The sequence below is a fragment of the Pseudoalteromonas sp. SWXJ133 genome, from assembly GCF_015864365.1.
GTDB lineage: Bacteria > Pseudomonadota > Gammaproteobacteria > Enterobacterales > Alteromonadaceae > Pseudoalteromonas > Pseudoalteromonas arctica.
This window is the reverse complement of sequence record NZ_JADYXJ010000001.1, coordinates 293,667-317,654: the sequence shown is the minus strand read 5'-3', so window position 1 is coordinate 317,654 and position 23,988 is coordinate 293,667. Positions and strand designations below refer to the sequence as shown.

At 35.5% G+C, this 23,988-nt stretch carries 21 protein-coding genes; 16 read left to right on the top strand and 5 right to left on the bottom strand.

Features of this window, described 5'->3' with window-relative positions; translation table 11 throughout:
• Window positions 1–3: 3 nt before the first annotated feature.
• Window positions 4–1,863 carry an alkaline phosphatase D family protein gene (locus I6F40_RS01320; RefSeq protein ID WP_197192405.1) on the top strand — a complete coding sequence of 620 codons (1,860 nt, stop codon included), beginning with the start codon at window positions 4–6 and terminating at the stop codon, window positions 1,861–1,863.
• 158 nt (window positions 1,864–2,021) lie between these two features.
• On the opposite strand, the gene I6F40_RS01315 is transcribed toward I6F40_RS01320, so the two are convergent.
• The 5 genes from I6F40_RS01315 to I6F40_RS01295 all read right to left on the bottom strand — a co-directional run bounded on the left by I6F40_RS01315 (window position 2,022) and on the right by I6F40_RS01295 (window position 8,152).
• Entirely contained in the window at window positions 2,022–3,077 is a 1,056-nt protein-coding gene (locus I6F40_RS01315; protein WP_197192404.1) for an acyltransferase family protein, read from the bottom strand.
• A 409-nt stretch (window positions 3,078–3,486) separates the two neighbouring features.
• The gene (locus tag I6F40_RS01310) at window positions 3,487–4,794 is read right to left on the bottom strand and encodes an O-antigen ligase family protein (RefSeq protein WP_197192403.1); all 1,308 of its coding nucleotides are present in this window, start codon (window positions 4,792–4,794) and stop codon (window positions 3,487–3,489) included.
• Window positions 4,795–4,900: 106 nt separating this feature from the next.
• Window positions 4,901–5,443, bottom strand: coding sequence for a hypothetical protein (locus tag I6F40_RS01305; protein ID WP_197192402.1), 543 nt, complete (start codon window positions 5,441–5,443; stop codon window positions 4,901–4,903).
• Between the two features lie 23 nt (window positions 5,444–5,466).
• Entirely contained in the window at window positions 5,467–7,470 is a 2,004-nt protein-coding gene (locus I6F40_RS01300) for a bifunctional diguanylate cyclase/phosphodiesterase (protein WP_197192401.1), read from the bottom strand.
• 13 nt (window positions 7,471–7,483) lie between these two features.
• Window positions 7,484–8,152 carry a transglutaminase-like cysteine peptidase gene (locus I6F40_RS01295; protein ID WP_197192400.1) on the bottom strand — a complete coding sequence of 223 codons (669 nt, stop codon included), beginning with the start codon at window positions 8,150–8,152 and terminating at the stop codon, window positions 7,484–7,486.
• A gap of 349 nt (window positions 8,153–8,501) precedes the next feature.
• Between I6F40_RS01295 and galU the strand changes: the two genes are divergently transcribed.
• The 15 genes from galU to I6F40_RS01220 all read left to right on the top strand — a co-directional run bounded on the left by galU (window position 8,502) and on the right by I6F40_RS01220 (window position 23,973).
• A complete protein-coding gene (gene galU, locus I6F40_RS01290) occupies window positions 8,502–9,392 on the top strand; it encodes a UTP--glucose-1-phosphate uridylyltransferase GalU (protein WP_197192399.1) in 891 nt (296 codons plus the stop codon).
• Between the two features lie 28 nt (window positions 9,393–9,420).
• Window positions 9,421–10,776: a UDP-glucose dehydrogenase family protein gene (locus I6F40_RS01285; RefSeq protein WP_197192398.1), complete on the top strand. Its 1,356-nt coding sequence runs from the start codon at window positions 9,421–9,423 to the stop codon at window positions 10,774–10,776.
• 3 nt (window positions 10,777–10,779) lie between these two features.
• Window positions 10,780–11,781, top strand: a complete 1,002-nt coding sequence (locus I6F40_RS01280) for an NAD-dependent epimerase (protein ID WP_197192397.1) — start codon at window positions 10,780–10,782, stop codon at window positions 11,779–11,781.
• A 79-nt stretch (window positions 11,782–11,860) separates the two neighbouring features.
• On the top strand, window positions 11,861–12,949 hold the full coding sequence (locus tag I6F40_RS01275) for a glycosyltransferase (protein ID WP_197192396.1): 1,089 nt from the start codon (window positions 11,861–11,863) through the stop codon (window positions 12,947–12,949).
• A 10-nt stretch (window positions 12,950–12,959) separates the two neighbouring features.
• Window positions 12,960–14,054: a glycosyltransferase gene (locus I6F40_RS01270; RefSeq protein ID WP_197192395.1), complete on the top strand. Its 1,095-nt coding sequence runs from the start codon at window positions 12,960–12,962 to the stop codon at window positions 14,052–14,054.
• Between the two features lie 41 nt (window positions 14,055–14,095).
• Complete coding sequence (locus I6F40_RS01265) at window positions 14,096–15,310, top strand: O-antigen ligase family protein (protein ID WP_231609277.1); 1,215 nt, start codon at window positions 14,096–14,098, stop codon at window positions 15,308–15,310.
• Window positions 15,300–16,232, top strand: a complete 933-nt coding sequence (locus tag I6F40_RS01260) for a glycosyltransferase family 2 protein (protein WP_197192393.1) — start codon at window positions 15,300–15,302, stop codon at window positions 16,230–16,232. The genes I6F40_RS01265 and I6F40_RS01260 overlap by 11 nt, the downstream gene beginning before the upstream one ends.
• Before the next feature lie 87 nt (window positions 16,233–16,319).
• Window positions 16,320–17,762: an oligosaccharide flippase family protein gene (locus I6F40_RS01255; RefSeq protein ID WP_197192392.1), complete on the top strand. Its 1,443-nt coding sequence runs from the start codon at window positions 16,320–16,322 to the stop codon at window positions 17,760–17,762.
• On the top strand, window positions 17,731–18,813 hold the full coding sequence (locus tag I6F40_RS01250; protein ID WP_197192391.1) for a glycosyltransferase: 1,083 nt from the start codon (window positions 17,731–17,733) through the stop codon (window positions 18,811–18,813). The genes I6F40_RS01255 and I6F40_RS01250 overlap by 32 nt, the downstream gene beginning before the upstream one ends.
• A gap of 21 nt (window positions 18,814–18,834) precedes the next feature.
• Window positions 18,835–19,548 (top strand): WecB/TagA/CpsF family glycosyltransferase, encoded by a 714-nt coding sequence (locus I6F40_RS01245; protein WP_197192390.1) that lies wholly within the window; start codon window positions 18,835–18,837, stop codon window positions 19,546–19,548.
• Between the two features lie 42 nt (window positions 19,549–19,590).
• Window positions 19,591–20,121: a serine O-acetyltransferase gene (locus tag I6F40_RS01240; RefSeq protein ID WP_197192389.1), complete on the top strand. Its 531-nt coding sequence runs from the start codon at window positions 19,591–19,593 to the stop codon at window positions 20,119–20,121.
• Between the two features lie 109 nt (window positions 20,122–20,230).
• Window positions 20,231–20,614 (top strand): 3-phosphoshikimate 1-carboxyvinyltransferase, encoded by a 384-nt coding sequence (locus I6F40_RS01235; protein ID WP_197192388.1) that lies wholly within the window; start codon window positions 20,231–20,233, stop codon window positions 20,612–20,614.
• Window positions 20,615–20,853: 239 nt separating this feature from the next.
• Window positions 20,854–22,257 (top strand): undecaprenyl-phosphate glucose phosphotransferase, encoded by a 1,404-nt coding sequence (locus I6F40_RS01230; RefSeq protein ID WP_197192387.1) that lies wholly within the window; start codon window positions 20,854–20,856, stop codon window positions 22,255–22,257.
• The gene (locus I6F40_RS01225) at window positions 22,241–23,455 is read left to right on the top strand and encodes an outer membrane beta-barrel protein (protein WP_197192386.1); all 1,215 of its coding nucleotides are present in this window, start codon (window positions 22,241–22,243) and stop codon (window positions 23,453–23,455) included. The genes I6F40_RS01230 and I6F40_RS01225 overlap by 17 nt, the downstream gene beginning before the upstream one ends.
• Entirely contained in the window at window positions 23,455–23,973 is a 519-nt protein-coding gene (locus tag I6F40_RS01220; RefSeq protein WP_197192385.1) for a polysaccharide biosynthesis/export family protein, read from the top strand. Before I6F40_RS01225 ends, I6F40_RS01220 begins: the two co-directional genes overlap by 1 nt.
• Window positions 23,974–23,988 lie beyond the last annotated feature (15 nt).

The window sequence follows — 23,988 nt, the reverse complement described above, 5'->3', positions numbered from 1 at the left end:
TACATGATTACTCACACGGCAAACCTTCCTATTTTACTAATGGGGCCAATGGTGCGCCGTGCAGAGAAAACTGGAGTCTGCATTCAGTTTGCTACCTCCAGGCCTGCAAACTGCCAAATAAACTTATTAAATGTTGAGTGTTATAGCGATCAACACACTGTTTCTTTAGGGGAGCATTTATACCTGCATTTCGTTATTATAAAGCCAATAGACAACAAACTCCCTGTAGATAGCTTATTAAGCTATGAACTTGTAATTGACGATACAGCAATCGATTTATCGCCTTGGTGCTATAGCAATCAAACAACGCCTGCATTTGTAATTCCTAATAAACTGAGTGATATTTTGCATGGCTCGTGCCGTAATGCACATCATCCAGCAAAAGACAGCTTAGTGTCTGCAAGTCACTGGCAAAATACTCAGCGCGCTAATAATAATCAAGGCGCACAGTTATTATTACTAAGTGGTGATCAGGTTTATGCCGATGACGTAGCAGGGCCCATGTTATTAGCTGTTCATCAGTTAATTAAAGCCTTAGGTATTTATAAAGAGCAACCACTTGCCATTGAACTACCCGCCGACATAAATGAGCAACTTTATAATCGCCATTTGTTCTTACCAAAAACGCCTTGGCAAAAACGCTCAAAGTTAGGTGTTGGTTACTGGCTAAAAAAAGACGAACCTCACTTTTCAAGTGTAAAAGCCTACAATCACCTTATCCATTTTGAAGAATATATAGCACTTTATTTATTAAATTTTAGTGCTGCTGCTTGGCAATGCGTTGATATACAAAACACAACGTATTTAGGTCAAAGCGAGCAAAACAAAACTATTTTTAACGCTGAAAAAGCAGCACTGATTGATTATGCAAAAGGCTTAAGTGAAGTAGAGCTGTTGTTTGCCAATGTATCTACATTAATGATGTTTGACGATCATGATGTAACCGATGATTGGAACCTCACCGCTGGGTGGGAGCAAGCTATAAATGAAAATCCAAGTAGTAAACGAATCATTAATAACGGTTTAATTAGTTATTGGCTTTTCCAAGGAATGGGGAACGATGCACTAAATAAAACAGGCGAGCTACTAACACCTTTTAAGCAAAGCCGTACTGCTAATAATTTATGGCAGTTTAAAGCATTTGATAAACCACTAAACGATTTTAGTTTTTGGCATTACGAACTTACTACAATACCCAAAGTAGTGGTGCTAGATACGCGCACGCACCGCTGGCGAAATGAGCAAAACTTTAATGAGCCGTCAGGTCTACTTGATTGGGAACGTCTCACAGAGCTTGAGGAAAGCCTATTAAGCCACGACCAAGTTATTATTGTATCGCCAGCTCCCGTGTTTGGTGTTAAATCAATAGAAGCCATTCAAGCCATGTTTAACATATGTGGCCAACCGCTCATGGTTGACGTAGAAAACTGGATGGCGCACGAAGGCTCAGCCAAAAAGCTACTCGATACATTTAGACGAACCGATACCCCAAACGAAACCCTTATTTTATCGGGAGACGTGCATTACTCATTTTGCTTTTCGGTGCAAAAGCGTTTTGGCGATCACCACAACCGAATTTGGCAACTTACCGCCAGCGGTATTAAAAACGAGTTCCCGCGTAAATTAATAAACATACTCGATAAACTAGATTCAATCCTATACGGCCCAAAAAGTCCTTTAAACTTTTTTACTAAACGCTGGCATATGGAAGTAGATAAACACCAAACTAAAGGTGAAGGGCAAAAATACTTAGTAAGCGACTCAGCTATTAGTTTAATAACACTAGAGCAGGGGAATTTAGCCCGCTACCAACTTATACATGGTGATGGCCATACAACGGAGTTTGATTTAGAAGAACAGTAATCTTGAAGCTTAAATCTTTCATTTTAAAACTAATTAACTTTTACATCACAACTCTCTAATTTAATTACTTAAATTGAAAACTTATTTTGAAAATATGAGCTTCTATATAATTACGTGTATTGAAGGTGAGAGTGTCTCTCACCTTCAATAAGTAGAAGTTATTTTTTATTAGTCAATAAAGGTAGTAGCTTATTTTTCCAGGTTGTATTTTCAATAGGCAATCTATTAAGTAAAGTATTTTGAAGGTGAGTAAATACAATACCAAATGTAATCATAAAAAATATTTTTCCAACAAAAACTGGCACAATCGAGTCTATTTCACCTATTGAAGCAAATTTCCAGATATAAAATGCAAAAATATGCCAGAGATATATCCATAATGAGTTCGACGAAAGCCATATTACAATAGAGTTAGTCAAATCATTGCTGATCTTGATGTTTCTAAGAATTAAATATATTACATTGACCGCAAAGAATGCGTAAGAAAGATAATATAGTGTAGGTGGGTATTTATATAATTGTGTATGAACAAAATAACCTGCTTCAGTATATTTTAGATATGCTAGAACGATAAAAATAAACAAAGATGATATTGAAATAAAATATATACTTATCTTTTTTAAGGAAGGAAGATTAAAGGCATATAGAAATAGTATTGTGTAAGGTATTGCAATAAAGATTATTGAATTGAATACGGTACTATAAACCCCAGTTAATAATGGAGTAATAAGGTAAACTGCAATTTCATAACCTATGTACAACAACAATAAGCTGGATAAGTATTTTAGGTTATTATTGACCTTATCATCCAAATATACCGCAAGTGGTGTAATCAAAGATAATATAATATATATTTTGAAGACCCATACAAAACCAATACCACCCATAAACAAGAATGATTCAATTACTTTTTCATTAGAAAAAGGGAATTCAAAATCTGAAACAACAGATGTTGCGTATAAGGCCAAGAAGAAAAAAGTTAAAAATAGCCATGCAGGAAAGATTAATTTGGGAAGCCTTTTTTTATAGAATGCTTTGATTTCTAATTTTCTAGATGCAAATATTAATGAATAAGTTAAACCAGAACCAATTACAAGTAATGGTGTCCCAAAGTTTCTTAACTGAAAAATCCAACCTGGTGGAGATGAGTGCGCGACCATTATAATTAATAACCCAAGTAACCGTATTAAGTCATAGTTTATATTTCGCGTCATTTTTTCTGTACTTCCTTTTAACCTTACCAATTTATTATCCTTGTCTTTAAGTTTCTTTAAAGTTTTTTATCTGCTTTGATATTTAGTTTTGTATATTAGCCGGACTAAACTAATTATGGAACCAGCTGATATTTTTACTAGAGTTACAAAGTTTTTCCAAATTATCGTGTAGTAATTAAATTTTTAAAGGCTTTATTCTTAAATTAGTTAATTTTGGGTCATAGCCTCAAATAATTTGCAATTTTATATATATAAAAATAAATGTAGGCTGAACATAATTCGGATATGAAATTATATTCGAGATTTAGAGACCCCTAAAACTTTGCTAATGCAGCACTTGTATGAGGATAAGAAATGCATTAGCAACAATGGAATATAGTTTGATTATATCTTGGGCTACGAATTGAGTTTATTTAGACTTTATTTTCCTTGCAGCAGGTAATTCACTACTTAGTATTGCCAAGCATAAGATAAGCATAAATAGCATAGAGTTAGCGCCAGCCTGTAAAGAATAATCTACCGATGAATGTAAAAGCATATCTGTAATAGCTACGGCACAGCCAAAAGCAACTCCTTGGTACAGAGCGGTTTTGCGTTTACGCATAGTTTTTACGCACAACCATAAACAATACAAAACCAGAGCACCTAAAGCGGTGGTTACTGGTATGCCAAGCTCTACAGCAAATTGTACATAGTCATTATGTGCATTGTCGTAATAACCTGAATATGGCTGGGTTTGATATGCAGGAAAGGCAGTGTAAAATGTTCCCCCACCTGATCCCAGTAGTGGCCTATCCAAAATTAGCGGTATTGAATCACGAACGACCTCGTCACGAGTTTCTGATTTGATACTGGTTTCGGTAATACGTTGTTTTACTTTTTCTACATCGAATATTGCACCAATTACGATCAAATCTATAATAAAAAAGCTAACAATAAGTAATTTAAATGCTTTGGGTTTTTTATTATAAACAAATAAAGCCAACAGGCTTACCACCATTAATGCGATAAAAAATGCAGAATTACCCATACGGCTCCGTGTTAATATTAAAGCAATAATTATAATAATTAATGAAATACGTAATATTATTTTAGAGCTTAAAAGTATTTCGGTCCAAGCCCGCAAGGTTTGCTTTAGTGTTTGATTAGGGATATTAATGCCGCGTTTTAACTCGCCAACTAATACACCTATGCCTAAACATAAGGATAGTGCTAAATAGTTAGCTAAAAAGTTAGAGTATGTAAAAGTACCTATAGCACGTTGGGTGTGCTTATATCCAAAAATAGGACTAAGAATCTCAGGTGATAGATTTAAATATGTAGCATATAAAGCTTGAAAAACCGCGGCAGCAATAACGATATAAATAAGCTTTTTAATCCGCTCACTGTTGTCACAATAAATAAAAGTTAGCCAGCAGAATAAAAATATAAAGCACGTTTTTAGTAACATTTGCTTTGTTTGATAAGAGTCTAAGCTGACTGTATAAAGCTGTATAACACAGACTATACATACTAATAGTAATACTGAAAACAGGGGAAGGGAGTAACGTGCAGGGTAAAGCGCTTTGTCGTTTACAGCGCTGTTGACCAAATGCAATATAAAGGTAAGACAAATTAAAGAACCCATAGCCATAATAGCCCAAGGGCGGTAACTGCCTAATGGAAGTGGCAGAAAAAAAATAATTGCGCATAACAAAAAAAATATAAAACGATTCACAGCGTTCTCAAAAACGAGCCTAAAAGTTAATTGTTTATTTAAGCGTGGTGTATAAAGAAAAAACGCAGCCATTGGGCTGCGTTTATATTATAAAATTAATTAGTAATTAGTTGCCAACTTCAGAAATACCAGCATCACCACCAGTACCACCTGCTCCTTGAGGAACCGTTGGAGTAGGCAAGATTACAGTTACAGGGCCAGTTGATGCTGCAGGACCTGCTGCAGTAGCTTCTGAAGCAACCGTTGCATCAACACCCGCTGTGATCGCAGCGAGTGTAACAGCATCGGTGTTAACACCAGCTGCTACTAGTGCTGCTAAAAAGTCAGATACAAACGGGCTGTCTGCGCCGATAGCTGCAATGATACTATTCATAATAATATCTAACTGCTCAGCAGAACATGTTCCGTTAGCTATTGCATCATCTAAGTCAATAGGGGCGTTATTTTTACAAAGCTGTTCAATTGCAACAACAAGCTTTTGTTGAAGTTCATCTGACGGGGTGTCAGCAGTTGCATTGGCTAAAATATTAATTAAAGCGTTTATATTGTCAGTTTGAACAATTACATCCGTGTCTGCTTGAGCATAAACAGGAAATGTAACAAAGCTGGAGGCGCCAACGAATAAGCTAGCAAGTATAAATGATTTCATCTTGTGTCCCTTTAAGAGATTTTCTAATTACAAAATTTTAGCGCATCGGTGCAGAAAGTAAACTCTTTATTTGCATCAGTACTACCAGTTTTAATGATTTTAGAGGGTGCCATAATTAAATTACCTTGAACGCCATCACACCCTAAGTTTTCAAGTATGTGTAATGTTTCAGGTTTTTCTATTAAGCAGGCTAATACTTTAATACCAAAACCGTGGCAAATATTATTTACCGTTTGGATAAAAAATTGACTCTGATTGTTATCTAATAAATCTTGTATATAACTTCCATCTATTTTTACGTACTCGATATCGAGCCCTTGCAAGTACCTAAACGATGTAAGGCTAGTACCAAAGTGCTCAATACACACATTAATACCTATATCTTTTATTATATCGATATGCTGCGACGCGATGTGGACGTTATATAATAAGCTAATTTCATGTAGCTCGAAAAGTAGGTTTGTTTTAATGACGGGTTTTGTATGAGAGTAAAGCGTTAACCATTCAATAAAGTCGGTTGAATATAAAGATGCTTTACTCAAATTAAGCGCGAATATATCTTCTGGGTATTGCTCTTTAACATTTACAAAATTACGGATAATTTTTTTATCAAGTTCTTCAGTCAAATTCAACTTTTCAGCCATTGCGAATAAATGGCCATTATTTACCTTCTCGCCCTCATGCGTAAAATGAGCAAACACCTCAAAATAGCACTGTTTATTTTCTGAGTTAGCTCGTTTGACTGGTTGTATAGAAAAACTAACTTCACCAGAATCAATAATAGACTGTATGAGAGTTCGCCATTGTTTAACACTAAATAAAGTATCTTTATCTACCTTAGTTGCAGTAGTGTCACCAATAATACAGCCAGTATCAAGTGCTGAGAGTACACTCCCTATAGACGATCCGTTATCAACATTCATTAATGCTAAATTAGCAAAACCGTTTACATGTAAGCTATTTTTCTTTTTGCTAAATGCATCGTTAATATCAAGACGTGTTCTATTTAAAAACTGTATATCGAATTGAGCTAATGCAATAAAAGTACTACCGTTAAGTCTAAAAATTTTAGTATTAGTTAAAGTACCAATCACAGACTGCAAAGTAACGCTTACATCATGGACGTACTCGTCACCATCTTGGTAACTTAAAGTTTGATTAATGTTGGCAAGTGAGGGAAGTGTAATCATCATTGCTGCAATTGGAGTGTCAGCAGTTATAGTGTCAACTAAAGAATTAAAGTGATTCTCAAACGAACGGCGGTTACCTAAGCCTGTTAATGAATCAATATAGACTTCTTCTGTGAGTGCTTGCGTTTGCTTCGTGAGTGAGTCGAACGTACATTGTAAGTTCATCACCATATTGTTGATTGCTTTAGTGACTGTGCGTAACTCGCGCGCAACAGGTATCTCTTCGTTTAAGGTAAAACGTTTGCGCGTAACTAGATGAGCTTGGTTTTCTACCGCTTTCAAAGGCCTAAATACAGCGCGCAGTATTAAAAATGCAACACCAAGAGATGCAATTAGTAGTAAAAAAGAACCATAAAAGCTACGTTTAGTGTGCTCCCATAGAGTTAAATACGATTGTCCTACATGACTTGTAACTTCAAGTATACCTGCCATAATCCAGCCATTATTTAATTCAGATTGCATCGTCGGGGCTTTAAGTTTTACAGCAGCTATAAACCAATTGGGTACAGTTTCAACACGTTTCGGGTTTGTGAGATCAAAAGTCACTTTGTTATCGGCATTAGTGAATTTTATTTGTTTGTAATAACCAGAGTCAAAAATGGCAGTAGCCATTGTTTGGGCTATCATTATGCTATCTTCTTCAAGGTATGGTGACATCGAAAGGCCAAGGCTTGTAGCAGTGTCTTGCGCGTGACTTGCCATCTGTGTTTGCAAATATTCACGTGTGGTATCTACATCAGTAATGATACGAACACAAAAAGATATAACCGAAATTAAAATAATTAGGCCGTAAACTTGGGTTTTTAAACTGAGTCCATTTTTAAATATTCGAGACATAACTCGTCGTTCCTTATTTATTACTATTGGCGGGCGCGAGCTCACCTTGTTCAATTCGCTCTAACATAGTATTCCAAGCAGAAACACCACGGCTATTTTTAACTTTATTACCAAGCCCTTTAGATTTCGCTAACCATAAACCTTGACCATTAAAACTATAAATAGGGGTTAAATCGTTTCGTTTATTTGCGGGTAATAATTTGGTATTGAAGTTACCTAAAACATAAGGAATTTGATTTGGGTTTTCAATGTATATGAGTACCATATGTGGCTGGTTAACCGTTTTTTGTCGCACGTACATTAATCGAATTTTATTCTCATTTATACCTAGTGCCATCAGTGTGAAGTATTTTGCAATTACGTAATCTTCGCAATCGCCCATGCCAATACCTAAACTTTCGAGCGGGGTAGCCCAATAATCTTTTTGGCCCCATAGGTCTTCATCGGTTTTGTATTTGATATTTCTATTAAAAAAATCGTTAACTAAATGAATTTTTTGCCATTCACTTTTGTCTGCAGACTCATCTATAAAGTTTAGCCAGCTTTTTATGCGTGTGTACCCATCGTTACCATATTGTTTTTGTGCGCGTGCAATTATATCACTGTTACGTAAATACATAAGCATATCTTGCGCACATACGTAGAATGAAATTACTAATATTATGCAAAGCCCTAAACGCACACTCATTCCTTAATAAGTTATCAATAAAGAGTAAGCCGGGAGCTTGTTCTCTTATAGTTATATGAGTTTAAACCCAAAAGCTAACGAGCCATCAGTATAGTATTGTTATCTATAAAAAGGTAGATAACAAAAAAGCATGAGAAGCACTAAAATAGTGCGCTGAAGGCTAATTTAGTGCAACATAAACTTAACAAAAAAATAGTATTAAAGGAGGCTTTATCTATTGAGTACATTACTATGGTGTGTATAATAATGCCTTCACACGGTATGTGAAGTACGTTAGAAGGATTTATGCTTTTTGCTAGTCCTATTACGTGTTTTGCAAAAATAGAATTAAAAAGGAATTAATGTGAGAGTTTTAAAAGCAGTACTACCTGTTGCAGGCCTTGGCACTCGTATGCTACCGGCTACAAAGGCCATTCCAAAAGAAATGTTACCATTGGTTGATAAACCATTGATTCAGTATGTAGTTAATGAAGCTGTAGCTGCAGGCATAAAAGAAATAATACTGGTTACCCACGCCTCAAAAAATTCAATCGAAAACCATTTTGATACTAGCTTTGAGCTAGAAGCCACACTAGAAGCACGTGTAAAGCGTAGCCTGCTAGAAGAAGTGCGCTCAATAGTACCAAAAGACGTAACCGTAATTTCAGTTCGTCAATCTGCTCCACTTGGCCTAGGCCATGCTGTTTTAGCAGCGCGCCCTATAGTGGGCAACAACCCATTTGCAGTAATGTTGCCTGACGTAATTATTGATAAATACAAATCAAATCCAAAAACAGATAATTTAAGCCAAATGATCGACCGTTACGACAAAACAGGTCACAACCAAGTAATGGTAGAGCCAGTACCAAAAGAGCAAGTACACCAATATGGCGTGGTTGATCTAGCCGGTATAAAAATTAGCGCGGGCGAAAACGCAATAATTAAAAACATGGTAGAAAAACCAAATACCGATGAAGCACCAAGCAACTTAGCTATTACAGGCCGTTATGTTGTATCTACAGCTATTTGGGATTTACTAGAGTACACACCTCCTGGTGCCGGTGGCGAAATACAACTTACCGATGCATTACTGCAATTACGCCATCTAGAAACACTTGAAGCGTACCACCTAAAAGGCCAGTCGCACGATTGTGGTTCAAAATTAGGATACATGCTTGCAAATGTAGAGTACGCAATGCAATCAAGTGAGATGGGCGAAGAGTTTACTAAACAAGTTAAAAAATTAATTCTGTAAAACACCAAACATACCTCAAGGATTTAAAATGAAAGTTACCTTTTACGGCATAGGCTATGTAGGCTTAGTGCAAGCTACTGTGCTTGCAGATGCAGGACACGATGTATGTTGTGTAGATATTGACGAAACGCGTATAAATAACCTAAAAAAAGGCATTATTCCTATTTACGAGCCAGGTTTAACACCTTTAGTTGAAAAAAACTTTGCTGACGGTCGTTTAATATTTACTACCGATGCCAAGTTTGGTGTCGAATTCGGTGATTTGCAATTTATAGCAGTGGGCACACCACCAGACGAAGACGGTTCAGCCGATTTAAAATACGTTCTTAAAGTAGCCGAAACAGTCGCTACGCATATGACAACCCCTAAAGTTATCATTGATAAATCAACAGTACCCGTAGGCACTGCAGATAAAGTAAAAGCAAAAATACAAAGTGTGCTTAACGAGCGTAAAAGTGATTTAGAATTTGCTGTTGTATCAAACCCAGAGTTTTTAAAAGAAGGCGCAGCAGTAAACGACTGTAAACGCCCAGATCGCATTATAATTGGTACCGACTCAAAAACAGCAGAAGAACAAATGCGTGAGTTATACGCACCTTTTAATCGTAACCACGAAAAAATAATTGTTATGGATATAAAAAGTGCCGAGCTAACTAAATATGCTGCCAATTGTATGTTAGCAACTAAAATAAGCTTTATGAACGAAATGGCTAACATAGCAGAGCGAGTAGGGGCTGACATAGAAAACGTACGTCAAGGTATTGGATCTGACTCACGTATTGGTTTTCAGTTTATTTACCCAGGTTGTGGTTACGGTGGATCGTGTTTCCCCAAGGACGTGCAAGCATTAGTGCGAACTGCAGATGGTATAGGTTATGAGTCACAAATATTAAAAGCAGTTGAAGCAGTCAATTACGCACAAAAAAATAAAATGTTTGAATATATAAGTAAACATTTTGATTTAGCTAATAATCCAGCTGCAATAAAAGGTAAAACCTTCGCAGTATGGGGGCTAAGCTTTAAACCAAACACCGACGACATGCGCGAAGCTCCTAGCCGAGTATTGATGGAGCAGCTTTGGGCTGCGGGTGCTAATGTACAAGCCTTCGACCCTGAGGCAATGGAAGAAACTCAACGCATTTACGGTACGCGTTCAGATTTAAGCTTAATGGGTACTAAAGAGTCTGCCTTAAATAATGCCGATGCCTTAGTAATTTGTACCGAGTGGCAAAATTTTAGAGCCCCTGATTTTGATTTAATTACATCACAATTAAAAGAATCGGTAATATTTGATGGTCGTAACTTATTCGATCCTGAGCGTATGGATAAAAAAGCAATTAAATACTATAGTATTGGTCGCGGTTTATCTATTTCAGGAGAATAAATAATGAAATACCTCGTAACTGGTGCCGCAGGGTTTATCGGTAACTTTGTGGCTGAACGCTTGTGTAACGATGGCCATGAAGTAGTAGGACTAGATAACCTAAATGATTATTACGATCCGGCGTTAAAACATGCAAGACTTGAGCGTATTAAACACTTTACGCAATTTCGTTTTGTAAAAATGGATTTAGCAGACAGAGACGGTATAGCAAATCTATTTGAAGATGAAAAATTTGACCGTGTTATACACCTAGCTGCACAAGCTGGTGTACGTTACTCAATCGAAAATCCAATGGCTTACATTGACTCTAATTTAGTGGGCACTGCTACTATTTTAGAAGGGTGTCGCCACAATAAAGTACAGCATTTAGTATATGCATCATCAAGCTCTGTTTATGGTATGAACGAAAAAATGCCATTTTCAACAGATGACGCAGTAGATCACCCAGTATCGCTATATGCAGCAACTAAAAAATCAAATGAGCTTATGGCGCATAGCTATAGCCACCTATATGATCTACCAACAACCGGTTTACGCTTTTTTACAGTGTATGGTCCGTGGGGGCGCCCAGATATGGCCCCTTATCTATTTACTGATGCAATATTAAATAATCGTGAAATTAAAGTATTTAATAACGGAAAAATGAAACGCGACTTTACCTACATAGATGACATTGTAGAGGGGATTATTCGCATTCAAGACGTAGTTCCAAAAAGAGATCCTAACAATAGCAATACCTCGCCAGAGTCAAGCAAAGCACCATACCGTGTATTCAATATTGGCAATAATGAACCAATAGCATTAATGACTTTTATAGAATCTATCGAAAAAGCAGCTGATAAAGTTGCAGAAAAAAATTATATGCCAATGCAAGCGGGTGATGTTCCGGCTACTTATGCTGATATTAATAGTTTAAATGCTGAGATAGGTTTTAAGCCAAATACTAACATTGAATTTGGCATGGGAAAATTTGTAGATTGGTATAGGTCTTACAATAAAATTTAGTATTATAAATAAAAGATAGTTAAAGTCGCCTGTTACTTTAATTGATATTGAGTTGTAAACGGAAGAGTAGTACTAAGTTATGGAAAAGCAAAACGTTTTATTTGTATTAAAAGATTTTTTACGTAGCGGTGGGGTAGAGAAAGTAACGTTAAATCTTGCAAATGAGTTTGCCAGACAAGGCCATAAAGTCGGCATATTCATCATGGATGCTGGTGATATAGAGGAAGAGCTTTTCTGTAACTTTGATACATATTTTGGTGATTCAGGAGGCGTTTCTGGTATTGCTAAATATACGTTTAAACTTGGTGATTTTATTAAAAAAGGTAAATACGAACTTGTTATTTCAGCAAAAGAACAAGCCAATTTACTTAACTATGCTACAAGGATATTTCGTAGGGGGTATACTCCGGTTTATACTAGGCATTGCGCATTTGATGTAAGTGATCAGGACTTAAGTGTTTCTCAAATTACTAACCTCTATAAATTATATGCCAAAGGACGAGGCAACATAGTTGCTATTTCAGACGACCTTTCTAAATATATTAAAAAACAAATCCCTAAAATTAAAGACAAAGTTAGCTTTTGCCCAAATCCAGTTGTTAGTGAAAACTTATACAACCTTGCCTCTAAAAACACAGAGCAATTTTCACACCCAAGGCCATACTTATGTGCCGTGGGGCGTTTATGCGAGCAAAAGGGTTTTGATCTCTTATTAAAAATATATCGCCTTGCATTAGACGAAAATGAAAACTTACCAGATTTAATAATTGTTGGTGAAGGGGAAGATTTAAAGCAATTAGAAGCTTTAAGAGAAGACCTGGATTTAAACGATAAAGTTTTTTTTAATGGTTACTCATCAAACCCATACTACATTATAAAAAACAGTGAACTTTACCTTTTAAGCTCTAGGCATGAGGGCTTACCAACAGTATTAATTGAAGCTTTAGCACTGAAGAAAGGGATAGTTGCATTTGACTGTCCTACTGGGCCCAGAGAAATATTACAAAACGGCAACTATGGAGATTTAATACCAATTGGAGATTTAAAACATTTTGCAAAAAGTATTAATAATAAATTAGTTTCTCCAGCTAATTTAACTGGGGGCGAGATTTCAAAGTACACATTTGAATGCTCAGCTAAGGCTTACTTGGCGCTTTTAAATAAATAGGTAGATATCTGTGAAAATTACTGTCGTAGTGCATAACTTAAATGGTGGTGGGGCCGAAAAGATGATGGTTAGATTAGCTAATGGCTTAGCTAATCTTGGTCAAAACGTATCTATAGTATTATTAACCGAGGGTGGTATTAATATTAAGAACGTTAGCGAGCGTGTAATTTTACATGAGTTAAAAGCACATAGAACCGTTACGGCAATCCCTAAGCTTAGGCAATATTTATTAGATAACAAGCCTGACAAAATTCTTTCCGCACTTACTCATGTTAATGTTATTGCGATATTAGCATGTTTATCAATAGGTAGATTAAAGTCTCTGTATGTAAGTGAGAGGAATGCTTTTTCTAAAGATAAGTTAGTAAATAATGATTTCTTAGTTAAAGTAGCATATTTTTTGGCGCCATTTTTTTATCGTTTTATACCTAACCCTGTATTTGCAGTATCAGATGGGGTTGCTCAAGATTTAATTAAAACAACTGTTGTAAATAGAGCTAGTGTTATTAACCTTCCAAACCCTACATTAGATGATGACTTTAGAACAAAAGAGTTTTCAAAACCTACACACCCATGGCTAACAGATAAGACTACGCCCATTATTGTAGGTTTAGGCCGTTTAGCTGCGCAAAAAGGTTTTGACGACTTAATTAATGCTGTCGCTATTGTTAAACAAAGCATGGACGTTCGTTTGATTATTTACGGAGAAGGAGAGCTTAGAACAGCGCTTCAAAAACAAGTAGATGAACTTGGTTTAACACAAAGTGTAAGTTTATTTGGGTACACAGAGGCGCCACTAGACGAGATACATGCAGCAGATGTATTTGTTCTATCATCTCTGTTCGAGGGGAGCCCTAATGCTTTAGTTGAGGCAATGGGAGCTCAGTGTAAAGTTGTGTCTACTAGGTGCCCGTGTGGGCCTGATGAAGTATTAGAGGACGGCGTCGTTGGTTCGCTTGTGCCTGTGAAGTCACCGGAAAAATTAGCTGAGGCTATTCATAGCACCTTAGTAGATAATAATTACGACATAGAAAAGCAGCTAAATCTTGCTGAAAAATACACAGTGAGCAATTCAGCTAAATCCTACCTAAAAGCTATGGAGTGATTGTGAACAGCTCAAACTATACTGTAAAGTTTGGCTCTATAATGAGCTTATTACTAGTGATAGGGACGTTATACTACTTTAAAGTAATATCTTTTACTTATGGTTTGCTATTTTCTGGAGGGCGAGACCTTTTAACTGCCGCAACAGATGGTAGCCCTGTTAACAAGTTCTCCGGTTCTATTATTATTTTACTAACGGGCTTTTGCTTAATATATAAAAAAATAATTTTTAGAAAATCTTTTTGGAAAAAAAATTATCTAATGTGGTTAATACCACTCTTTTGCTTCATATCCGTATCTTGGTCTGTTGAACCAAATTTTACATTGAAAAGAAGTATAGCTGTATTAGCGCTATTTTTATTTGCCTTACATTTAACAACATTTTATAAACCAGTGGATTTACTTTATTTTATTGGTTGTGTAATTGCTTATTGTGCTCTTGCCGGTCTTCTACTTGGTATTGTTATTCCATCTCATGTATTTATTGAAGGTGGAATCAGGGGGGGGGCATTTTTAGGGATATTAGCAGATAAAAACGCAGGTGCAAGAGCCTACGCTATAGGGCTTGCTATTCTATTTCCCTATTTTTTGAAAAAAGATAAAAAATCAACATTCTTAATGATTCCGATATTTATAGCACTATGTCTATCGCAATCAGCGTCAGGGTTGGCATTGGCTGTTATAGGTATCAGTACTGTTTTGTATTTTAATTACTACCCTTATAACAAAAATAGTAAATATTTTCTGGGCCAAGTTCTTATCTCATTAGGAATATTTCTATTTATAGGTTTGATCATATACCTTGCAAAAGAATTTGCTTTTCACTTGCTCGGTAGGAATTCGGATTTGACCGATAGAAAAATAATATGGGAATTACTACAGCCTCATTTAGATGATAAACCTATTCTAGGACATGGTTTTGGCGCATTTTGGAATAGTGTTAATGCACAAGATTTCATTGAGCGATGGGGGTTTATCGGTAATGCTCACAACGGTTATATAGAAACAAAGCTTGACGGTGGAATCGTTTTCCTGATTTTGATTAATTCGCTGATTGTATTTACAGCATTAAAAACACTCATCCGTATTCCTAGTGAAACAACGGCTAAGGAATCATCTGTTTGTCTTGCAATAATTATTATGGTGTTAGTAGCAAATACTATTGGGCACGTTGTACCTAACTATTACGCAATTGACTTTTTAATACTATTAATTGCAATGTTTTTATCATTGGGTTCTAAAAATAATGAAAAATAACGAAAATAAATTAACTGTTGCGGTAGTTATACCTATGTATAATTCGAATAATACAATACAAAGAGCCTTGTCATCGCTTGAGAAGCAGACTGTAAAACCGACAAAAGTTATTATTGTAGATGATGGTTCAATAGATGAGTCTGTAAAAACAGTAAATGTATATATTTCTTCTTCTTGTTTAAACATACATCTAGTTTCTCAAAAAAACGCTGGCCCATCAGCGGCCAGAAATAAGGGCATATCTTTATCATCAGAAAAACTAGTGTGTTTTCTGGATGCTGACGATGAATGGAATGAAAATAAATTAGAAGAGCAGTTAGCAACATATGTAGAGAAGAGTAAATCGCATGATGTTGGGTTGGTTGAAACATTTACCATTGATAGCTGTGAAGATAAAAAAATAAAGCGTGATACTCCGTTATTAGCTGGAAAGCATTTCAAAGATTTTTTATATGCAAATGTTATTAAAGGTACTGCAAGTGTAATGATTCCTTTAGAAATACTTAATGAGTTTGGTGGGTTCGATGAATCACTGCATTATGCTGAAGACCGTTTGTTATGGTCACAAATTGCAAAAAAATATGACGTGTTTACGGTACAGAAATATCTCGTTACTAGGCATTTTGGCACCGAAGGTAATATAACAAGTAACCCAGAAAAGTACTATGTATATAAAAAAGAATTCATAACTAAATTTATCAACCTTAATTCAGATACTTTAACTGAACAAGAAAAAGTTAGTTTTTCACTTTCGAATATCTATGAATTTTTAACTGCATTTTATACAAATAAGAGCTACAAGTGGGTCGTTTTGTGTTATCGAGATATGCTCAGTGTGTCTTTGACAGCTGTTTATTACAATAGAGGGTATGCCTCATTAAAAGCTTTAATCTCACTAGTTAAATCATTATTAAAAGTATAATTCAACTCGTAACTGCCTTTATTATAGTGAAATATTTTTAAAATGAAGGTTATATTCGATAATTAATAAGTCTATTGTAGGGGCGTTATGAACTTTTTGAGTTCTGTTTTGTGGATCTTTTTTGATAAAGTATTTCTAGTTTTACTTTCGATAATCTCTTTTTTTCTTTTCGCTCTTTACCTTGAGCCATCTGAATTAGGTAAAGGGGTTATCTACGTTGCTATTCCTGGACTATTAGCAGGGCTTTTCTCTGGAATGATCGAGTCACCTTTAGTGAGTAAAGAAACAGTGGAGCAAGACGAGTACTCTACAGTGCTATGGTTTTCCGTTTGTTTGTCGCTTTTACTTGTTACTCTTACGATGGCGGGGGGGTTACTATTCCTTGATAATGCCAATGATTTATTGATGCTGGGCCTTTCAGTAAGTACTGTCGTTTATATTTTAGCGGGTAGGCCATTTTTAGCTAAGCTCAGAAGAGAGCATAACTTTAAGAGTATCGCACTTCGCGCTTTACTTGCGAAATGTATTGGGTTTGTTGTTGGTGTAACCCTTGCTGTTGAAGGATATGGTGCATACGCAATAGTGATGCAGTATGTACTACAGGAATTAATTAGCTTATTAGTAATGGCTTATTTTATGAGAGATATTATCAAATTTACTTTTCATAAAGAGCTACTGTTTAATACCCTAAAAATGGGGCGGTATTTATCCATATCGGCCTTCAGTAACAGCTTAATTAATAATGGATTACCTCTAGTTTTAGGCTCTGTGGCTGGAACTGCATCTGTGGGATTATTCAATTTTTCTAATAGAATAGTATCCTTACCAAGAGACGCTGTTTTTCATGGGATTAATACCTATGCTTTACCCAGTCTATCTAAAATTCAAAATGATAAAAACTTATTAGAAAAAAAGTTTTCTAACTCAAATAGGCTTGCTTCATTTATGGTTTTTCCATTGTTTTTCGGACTGGCGGCTATTGCTCCGTTACTTATAAATACAGTGTTTAGTGAAAAATGGGCTGATAGCGTGGTTTACCTTCAGTCGCTTGCTTTGATTGCAGTATTCAGAACTTTTTATTTATTTCATGGTTCATTGTTTTTAATATTTAAAGTTCCTAATATAATTACAAAAAAGGAGTTGGTGTCCTCAATTATTAGTCTACTCATAATAATCATACTTGGTGGCGATATTGGTGCAGCAGCAGGCGTTTTTGCTATAGGTACATATACATTTTTAAGCTTTCTATGGAATTCGCTTGCCGTAAATAAGGTTATTAAATACCCATTTAAACAGTTTTTAAAAGATTTTACTCCTGCATTTACTATGAGCGCAATAATGTCTCTAATTGTATATTTCACATCGATTTCTACTCTTGTTGAAGATGAAAAAACGAGATTAATCTTATGCTTGTTTGTCGGCGCGATAGCTTATATTGCGATGTTATGTTTAGTTGAAAAAGATAATGTAAAGAAGCTTTATCATTCAAGGTTTAAAAATGAAAAAAATAATATCGTATCACCCAAATAAATCAACAGGTATTGGTGGTATAGAAACGTTAATGCGTTCTCTACAATCTGTCTCTATTTCTCTAAATAATACTTTTATTGAGTACTATAATGATATAGCTAACGATAAAAAAGAGCATTTTGATGAAAAGACTGACGTAATTTATAAAAAAATAAAGTTGCCTAGCTTTGCAAATGGTCAATTACGAGAAGCAATAAAGGGTTTGTTATTTTCTTTTAAATTAATAGGACATAGAAGCAAAGATTCTGATTTTGTATTTATCTACCATCCCATATATTTACTCTTTCTTTTTAGATTTGTTTTATCTGAAAAAAGCTTAATAGTGGTGCAATCTAATAGATTGGATAGTCTTTTTTCAGGTAGGCTTGCAAAGTTAGCATTCAAGCTAAACGGTAAGAATATTCATAAATTTTGTGTTTACACTTCATTTGATCGAGACAAATTAGAAAATAACTACAATTTTAACAAAGAAAAAATTCAAGTCATTCCAAGAGGCTGCAAACTAGAGAGCAAGGGAAGTGTCGCTATTTATAGTAAAAAATTAGTTACTATAGCGAGGATACATGAGCACCAGAAAAACTTTGATAAAATGATAGAGGTCATGAAAAAGATTGACAGCGATTATACGCTCGATATCTATGGCTCAGGTGCTGATGAGGAAGTATCAAGTTTAAAAAGAAAAATAGCGGATATTGATAATATTAATTACTTAGGCCCAACAAATAATGTTGCTGAAACTTTAAGTGGCTACAGTACTTTTTTAATGACCTCACATTACGAAGGTTTTGGTCAAACATTAATAGAGGCCAGAAGCCAAGGATTACCGCTTGTTGTATTTAACAACTTTGAAGCAGCAACTTGGCTTATAGAGCAAGGCGAGAATGGCTTTTTAATTAATAACAATGATGTTGATGATTGTGTAAATAAAATTAAAGCTTTAACTATTGATCAGGCTACTTTTAATGTTTTTTCTAATAACTGCTTAGAAATGGCCAATGAGACTGATAACGAAAAAGTCGAAAAGCAATGGAGACAATTACTCTCTGAGTAATTATTTAAAGGAAATATAAGCATGTTTGACATATTGGTCGATAAAGTTAGGGCTGAATACAGAGAAAGTAAGACAGGAAATGTTAGCTTTTTAAACCCTTATTCTTACTATATTGGAAGGAAAAATCGAGACTTATACGCTCAATTAGACGATATATATATAGATGGTCAGTTGATGGTAAAGGTTTTAGGTCTTTGTGGCATGAAAGGCATTAAACGCGTAAGCTTTGATGCCACATCACTTGCCCCCGTGGTATTTGAAAATTGCTCTCAACACAATAAATCCGTATACGTAATTGGTGCTAAAGAAGAGCAAATCCCTCTGTCTGTAGAAGCTTTAAAAAAACAATACCCTTTATTAAATATAGTTGGTTACAGTTCAGGATATTTTAAAAGTGATGAACATAGACAAGAAATAATTGAAGGAATTAAAAAGCTAAACCCGTCGGTAGTTGTTGTAGGTATGGGGGCAGTGCACCAAGAGCGTTTTTTAAATGCGCTAAAAGTAGCAGGGTGGAAGGGCGCAGGTTATACATGTGGCGGCTTTTTACACCAAATTATTACTGGCGTTGATTATTACCCTCTTTGGGCAGATAAATATAATATGCGTTGGGTTTATAGGATTTATGACGAGCCAAAGCTTTTTAAAAGATATTTTTTTGAATACCCAATAGCATTGTTTTATATATTTACGGATTTTTTAAAGTTCAAAGCTAAACAAAAAAATGATAAATAATGACTATCTCTGTTAACTACTCATCTAACTTTATGGCCTACAATGATTAAAAGTAAATCTGATTATTTATATTTTTTGAAAAAAGACAAAGAGTCTTTGAAGGTAAGTGGATTAAAAAGCTACCTGTTTAATGATATCTGGAAATTCCAACGGATTTTACGTAAACACGAGTATTACGCTAATCGTAATTCTATATTTAAACACTGGTATGCTTATAAGCATAAAAAAATTGGTCGTTTATTAGGGTTCACTATTCCTATAAATACTTGCGGTGCAGGCCTTTCAATTGCACATATTGGTACTATAGTTATAAATGGTGATGCAAGAATTGGTGAAAATTGTAGAATACATGTTTGTGTGAATATTGGCGCTTCTGCACAAAACTCTAATGCAGTACCTGTTATTGGGGATAATTGCTATATAGGGCCGGGGGCAAAATTGTATGGTGGAATTACCCTTGGAGATAATGTTGCTATAGGAGCCAACTCGGTAGTAAACAAAAGCTTTGAAGGCGATTGTGTTATCGCCGGAGTGCCGGCGAAAGTTATTTCCAATAATAAATTGATCCGATAACTCTTCGTACTGGGTGAATATTGTTTTTGACGTTTTAACTCTAGTCTATCAGATAGCTTAATGCTTTTTACTGTTAGATTAATTTTGCTAGGAGCTATAGAACTTTTACATGAATATTAAAAATGACCCTGCGATAAAAAATTTATTAAAGCGTATACCTGAAAATGTCCAGAAAAGTTTTACAGAAGAGCAGCTTGTGCATTTAAAAACAGCAATAGGCGCTAGGCAGTGGGGAAGTCATCTAATTGACTCTAGGGGAGTTATTAAGTTTTTTAGGTACAGATATTATTTTGTTATTTTAGCAGGAAGGAATAGGCGCCAACTAAGCGCAAGTGAGATAAAAGCTTCTCGAATTGCGCAATCAATTTTAGTAAGCATTTGCTTGTTTGTTCTTCTATTATTTTTATACCTAGTTAAGTCTTTATTAGGTATAGACTTATTCCAAGGTTTTTCTTTCGGGTTTTGGGGTTACTTTAAGGAACTGTTCAGTTAAATAATAGCTTTATGCCTGCATAAATACCCGTTATTTGTGTGCTTTTAGTTAATTCGTGTTGGTTATGTTTATATGTATATTCCATTTAGTGCCGAGCAGCCTTGCAGCCAATTTAGTTCAAATTTTTAATTTGTTTTTATACCAATTTGCATTGAATATTTAGTAGCTTTGCGTTATTGTTTATTTATAGTAATATAGTGCTAGAATAACTATTTAAGATATCTATAAGGATCTATAGTATGACATCTTCAAGGACGTTTAAACCTTCTGGTTCGTCTGATGCAAATTTCTACCGTTTATTCGATATTTTTGCTTTGTTTTTATCATTTCAGTGTTCTGCTTTATTTTATGGCTTTGAGCTCACACCATTTTACATGGTAGCAAATTTAAGTGTTGCACTGAGCTATATGTATAGCGCTGAACTGTTCTCTACTTATCGCTCTTGGCGTGCGGGCAAGTTTAGAACTATGGTGTTGTGTTCTTGGGGTTCTTTGACTGTAGCTTTTACTTTTTTATTTTTTGTTTCGTTTGCATTCAAGTTTACAGATGATTTCTCGCGAGTCGGCCTTGGGTTATGGTTTCTACTAAGCGTAACTTTTCTATATTCATGGCGATTAGTTGTGCATACTTATAAACGCAATCGTCGTAAATTAGGTATGAACTTGCGTAATGTAGCAATTATTGGGGCCAATGAATCTGCTGTATATCTATATGATGAGATTGCTAAAAATGATGAGCTAGGTTTTAAGTTTTTAGGTTTTTTTGATGACCGTAAGCCTGAACGCTTATTTGAAAACTCAACAAAGTATGCACTAGCTGGCAAAATTCAAGATGCTGTTAACGCAGCTAGAATCGGAGAGATAAGTGTCTTATATATCGCACTCCCTTTAAAAGCCGACAAACGTATAGCTCAAATCTTGTCTCAACTTGGTGATACAACGGTAGACGTACATATTATCCCTGACTTTTTACTTTCTAACCTTATACATGCACGGATTGAACATGTAGGTGATGTAGATACATTAAGTGTATTTGAGTCACCATTCATAGGTGCTCGTGAATTTATAAAACGTACTGAAGATATAGTAGTTGCATCAATAATTTTATTATTAATATCGCCTATATTAATTGCTATATCGTTTGCTGTTAAATTTACCTCCAGTGGTCCAGTTATATTTAAACAGGACAGATATGGTTTAGATGGCAGGCGAATCAAAGTATGGAAGTTTAGATCTATGAGCGTCACTGAAAATAGTGATGTAGTCACTCAAGCTACTAAAAATGATAAACGTATTACACCTTTAGGCAGTTTCCTGCGACGAACAAGCCTTGATGAGTTGCCACAATTTATAAACGTACTTAAAGGTGATATGTCAATAGTTGGCCCGCGCCCTCATGCTGTTGCCCACAATGAAGAATATCGAAAAAAAGTTGATTTCTATATGTTTAGACACAAGACTAAACCTGGCATTACGGGTTGGGCACAGATAAACGGTTGGCGAGGTGAAACCGATACTCTAAATAAAATGGAAAAACGTGTTGAATTTGACTTGCATTATATTAAGCACTGGTCGTTGTGGTTAGATGTTAAAATTATTTTTATGACAATTTTTAAGGGATTTAAGAATGATAATGCCTACTAAAAAATTAACGAAAGCTATCGTTTGCATAAGCGTGTTAACTGTATCTCCTGTATATGCACAGCTTAAACCTGGCAGTGTTATGACAAAAGATGGCGCTGAAATTACTCCGATTCTTCAAACTGGTATAAGCAGTAACAATAACTTCTTTAATACCCCAGATGATGAAGAGTCTCGATTAATTTGGACAGTCGCACCAAAAGTTAAAGCTGTGATTGATGATGGTCCAGATAGTTACAGTCTAAACCTTGGTACCAGTACCTCATTACATAACAAAGATTCAGTTGATAATTTTACAGAAGTAAATGTCGGGGCTGGAGTTCACAAAGAGTTCACTAGCCAGCATCGTTTAGATATTTCAGGTGATGCAGATTGGCTTTATGAACCACGCGGTACGGGTTTAACCGAAGGTTTAGGTGATGCTGTAAATGAGCTTGTGAAGTACCAAGAACAAAATATATTGGCTGAGTATGAGTATGGTGCTCTAAGCTCGAAAGCTCAAGTAGCGGTGCGTGCTGGTTTTTTCAACAAGAAATACCAAAATTTTACAGAGGTATCGCAGTATAGGAATTACGATAAATCGCTATTTGGAATTACTGGCTATTATAATACTCAAGCTGCTACACGAACTTTTTTAGAAATAAAACAGGAAAACTACCGCTATGATGTTTTAGCAAGTAGTGGCATATCTCGAGATAGTGATGATTTGAAAGTGCTTGCCGGAATGGAGTGGGAAGCAACAGCGTTAACTTCTGGGTCATTTAAAGTAGGTTATCAAAACAAGGATTTCTCGGCCCCAGAGCGTGAGAGTTTTAGTGGCTTAAGTTGGCAAGCAACGGCTAATTGGCAACCTCTTAGCTACTCTACGTTGGCGTTTATGACAAGCCGTGCAGCCAAAGATCCATTAGTACAAGGTGATTATATCAAGGAAACTGTTTATGGTATTAAGTGGACCCATAGTTGGAGCGATTATCTAAGTTCCTTGGTGAGTACAAGTTATACAGATGAACAGTATACAGGTGATATTGGCCGTAAAGATAAAACAAAAAGTCTACGCTTAGGTTTAAATTATGTCGCTAGTAACTTTGGTATGGTATCGACATATGCAGATTTTATTGATAAAAACTCTACGCAAGACGCCATTGAGTTTGATCGCGTAGTTATCGGTATTAATTTTACATTTGCTTTAAAGGCTAATTAATGAAGTTTATTTTTAGTTTAGCGCTGCTAGTTATTAGTAGTGCCGCTTTTGCTCAGGCATCCCAAAACTATACTTTAGGTGCAGGTGATAAAGTTGAAATAAAAGTATTTGGTCAACCTGACTTAGAAGTTACCGCTTTTCTAGGAAATAGCGGTGAAGTGAATTATCCTTTTTTAGGGAAAGTAAAACTTTCAGGACTTAACACTTCGCAAGTTGAGCAAGTAATAACGAACGGCCTAAAACCTGCCTACTTAGTAAACCCCAATGTTTATGTACAGGTTATAGAGTATAGGCCTTTTTATATTCATGGTGAGGTTAAAGATCCAGGAGCTTATGCTTATCAACCGGCGATGACTGTAAATCAGGCCATTGCTTTGGCTGGCGGTTTAACTGAGCGCGCTTCTATAGAAAAAATCTTTATTTTTAAGGAGCAAACCAAACAAGAGCAACAAAAAGGTAGTTTGAATAGCCAAATTGCGGCGGGCGATACCATAAAAATTGAACAACGCTTGTTCTAAGCAGTTTACAAGGCA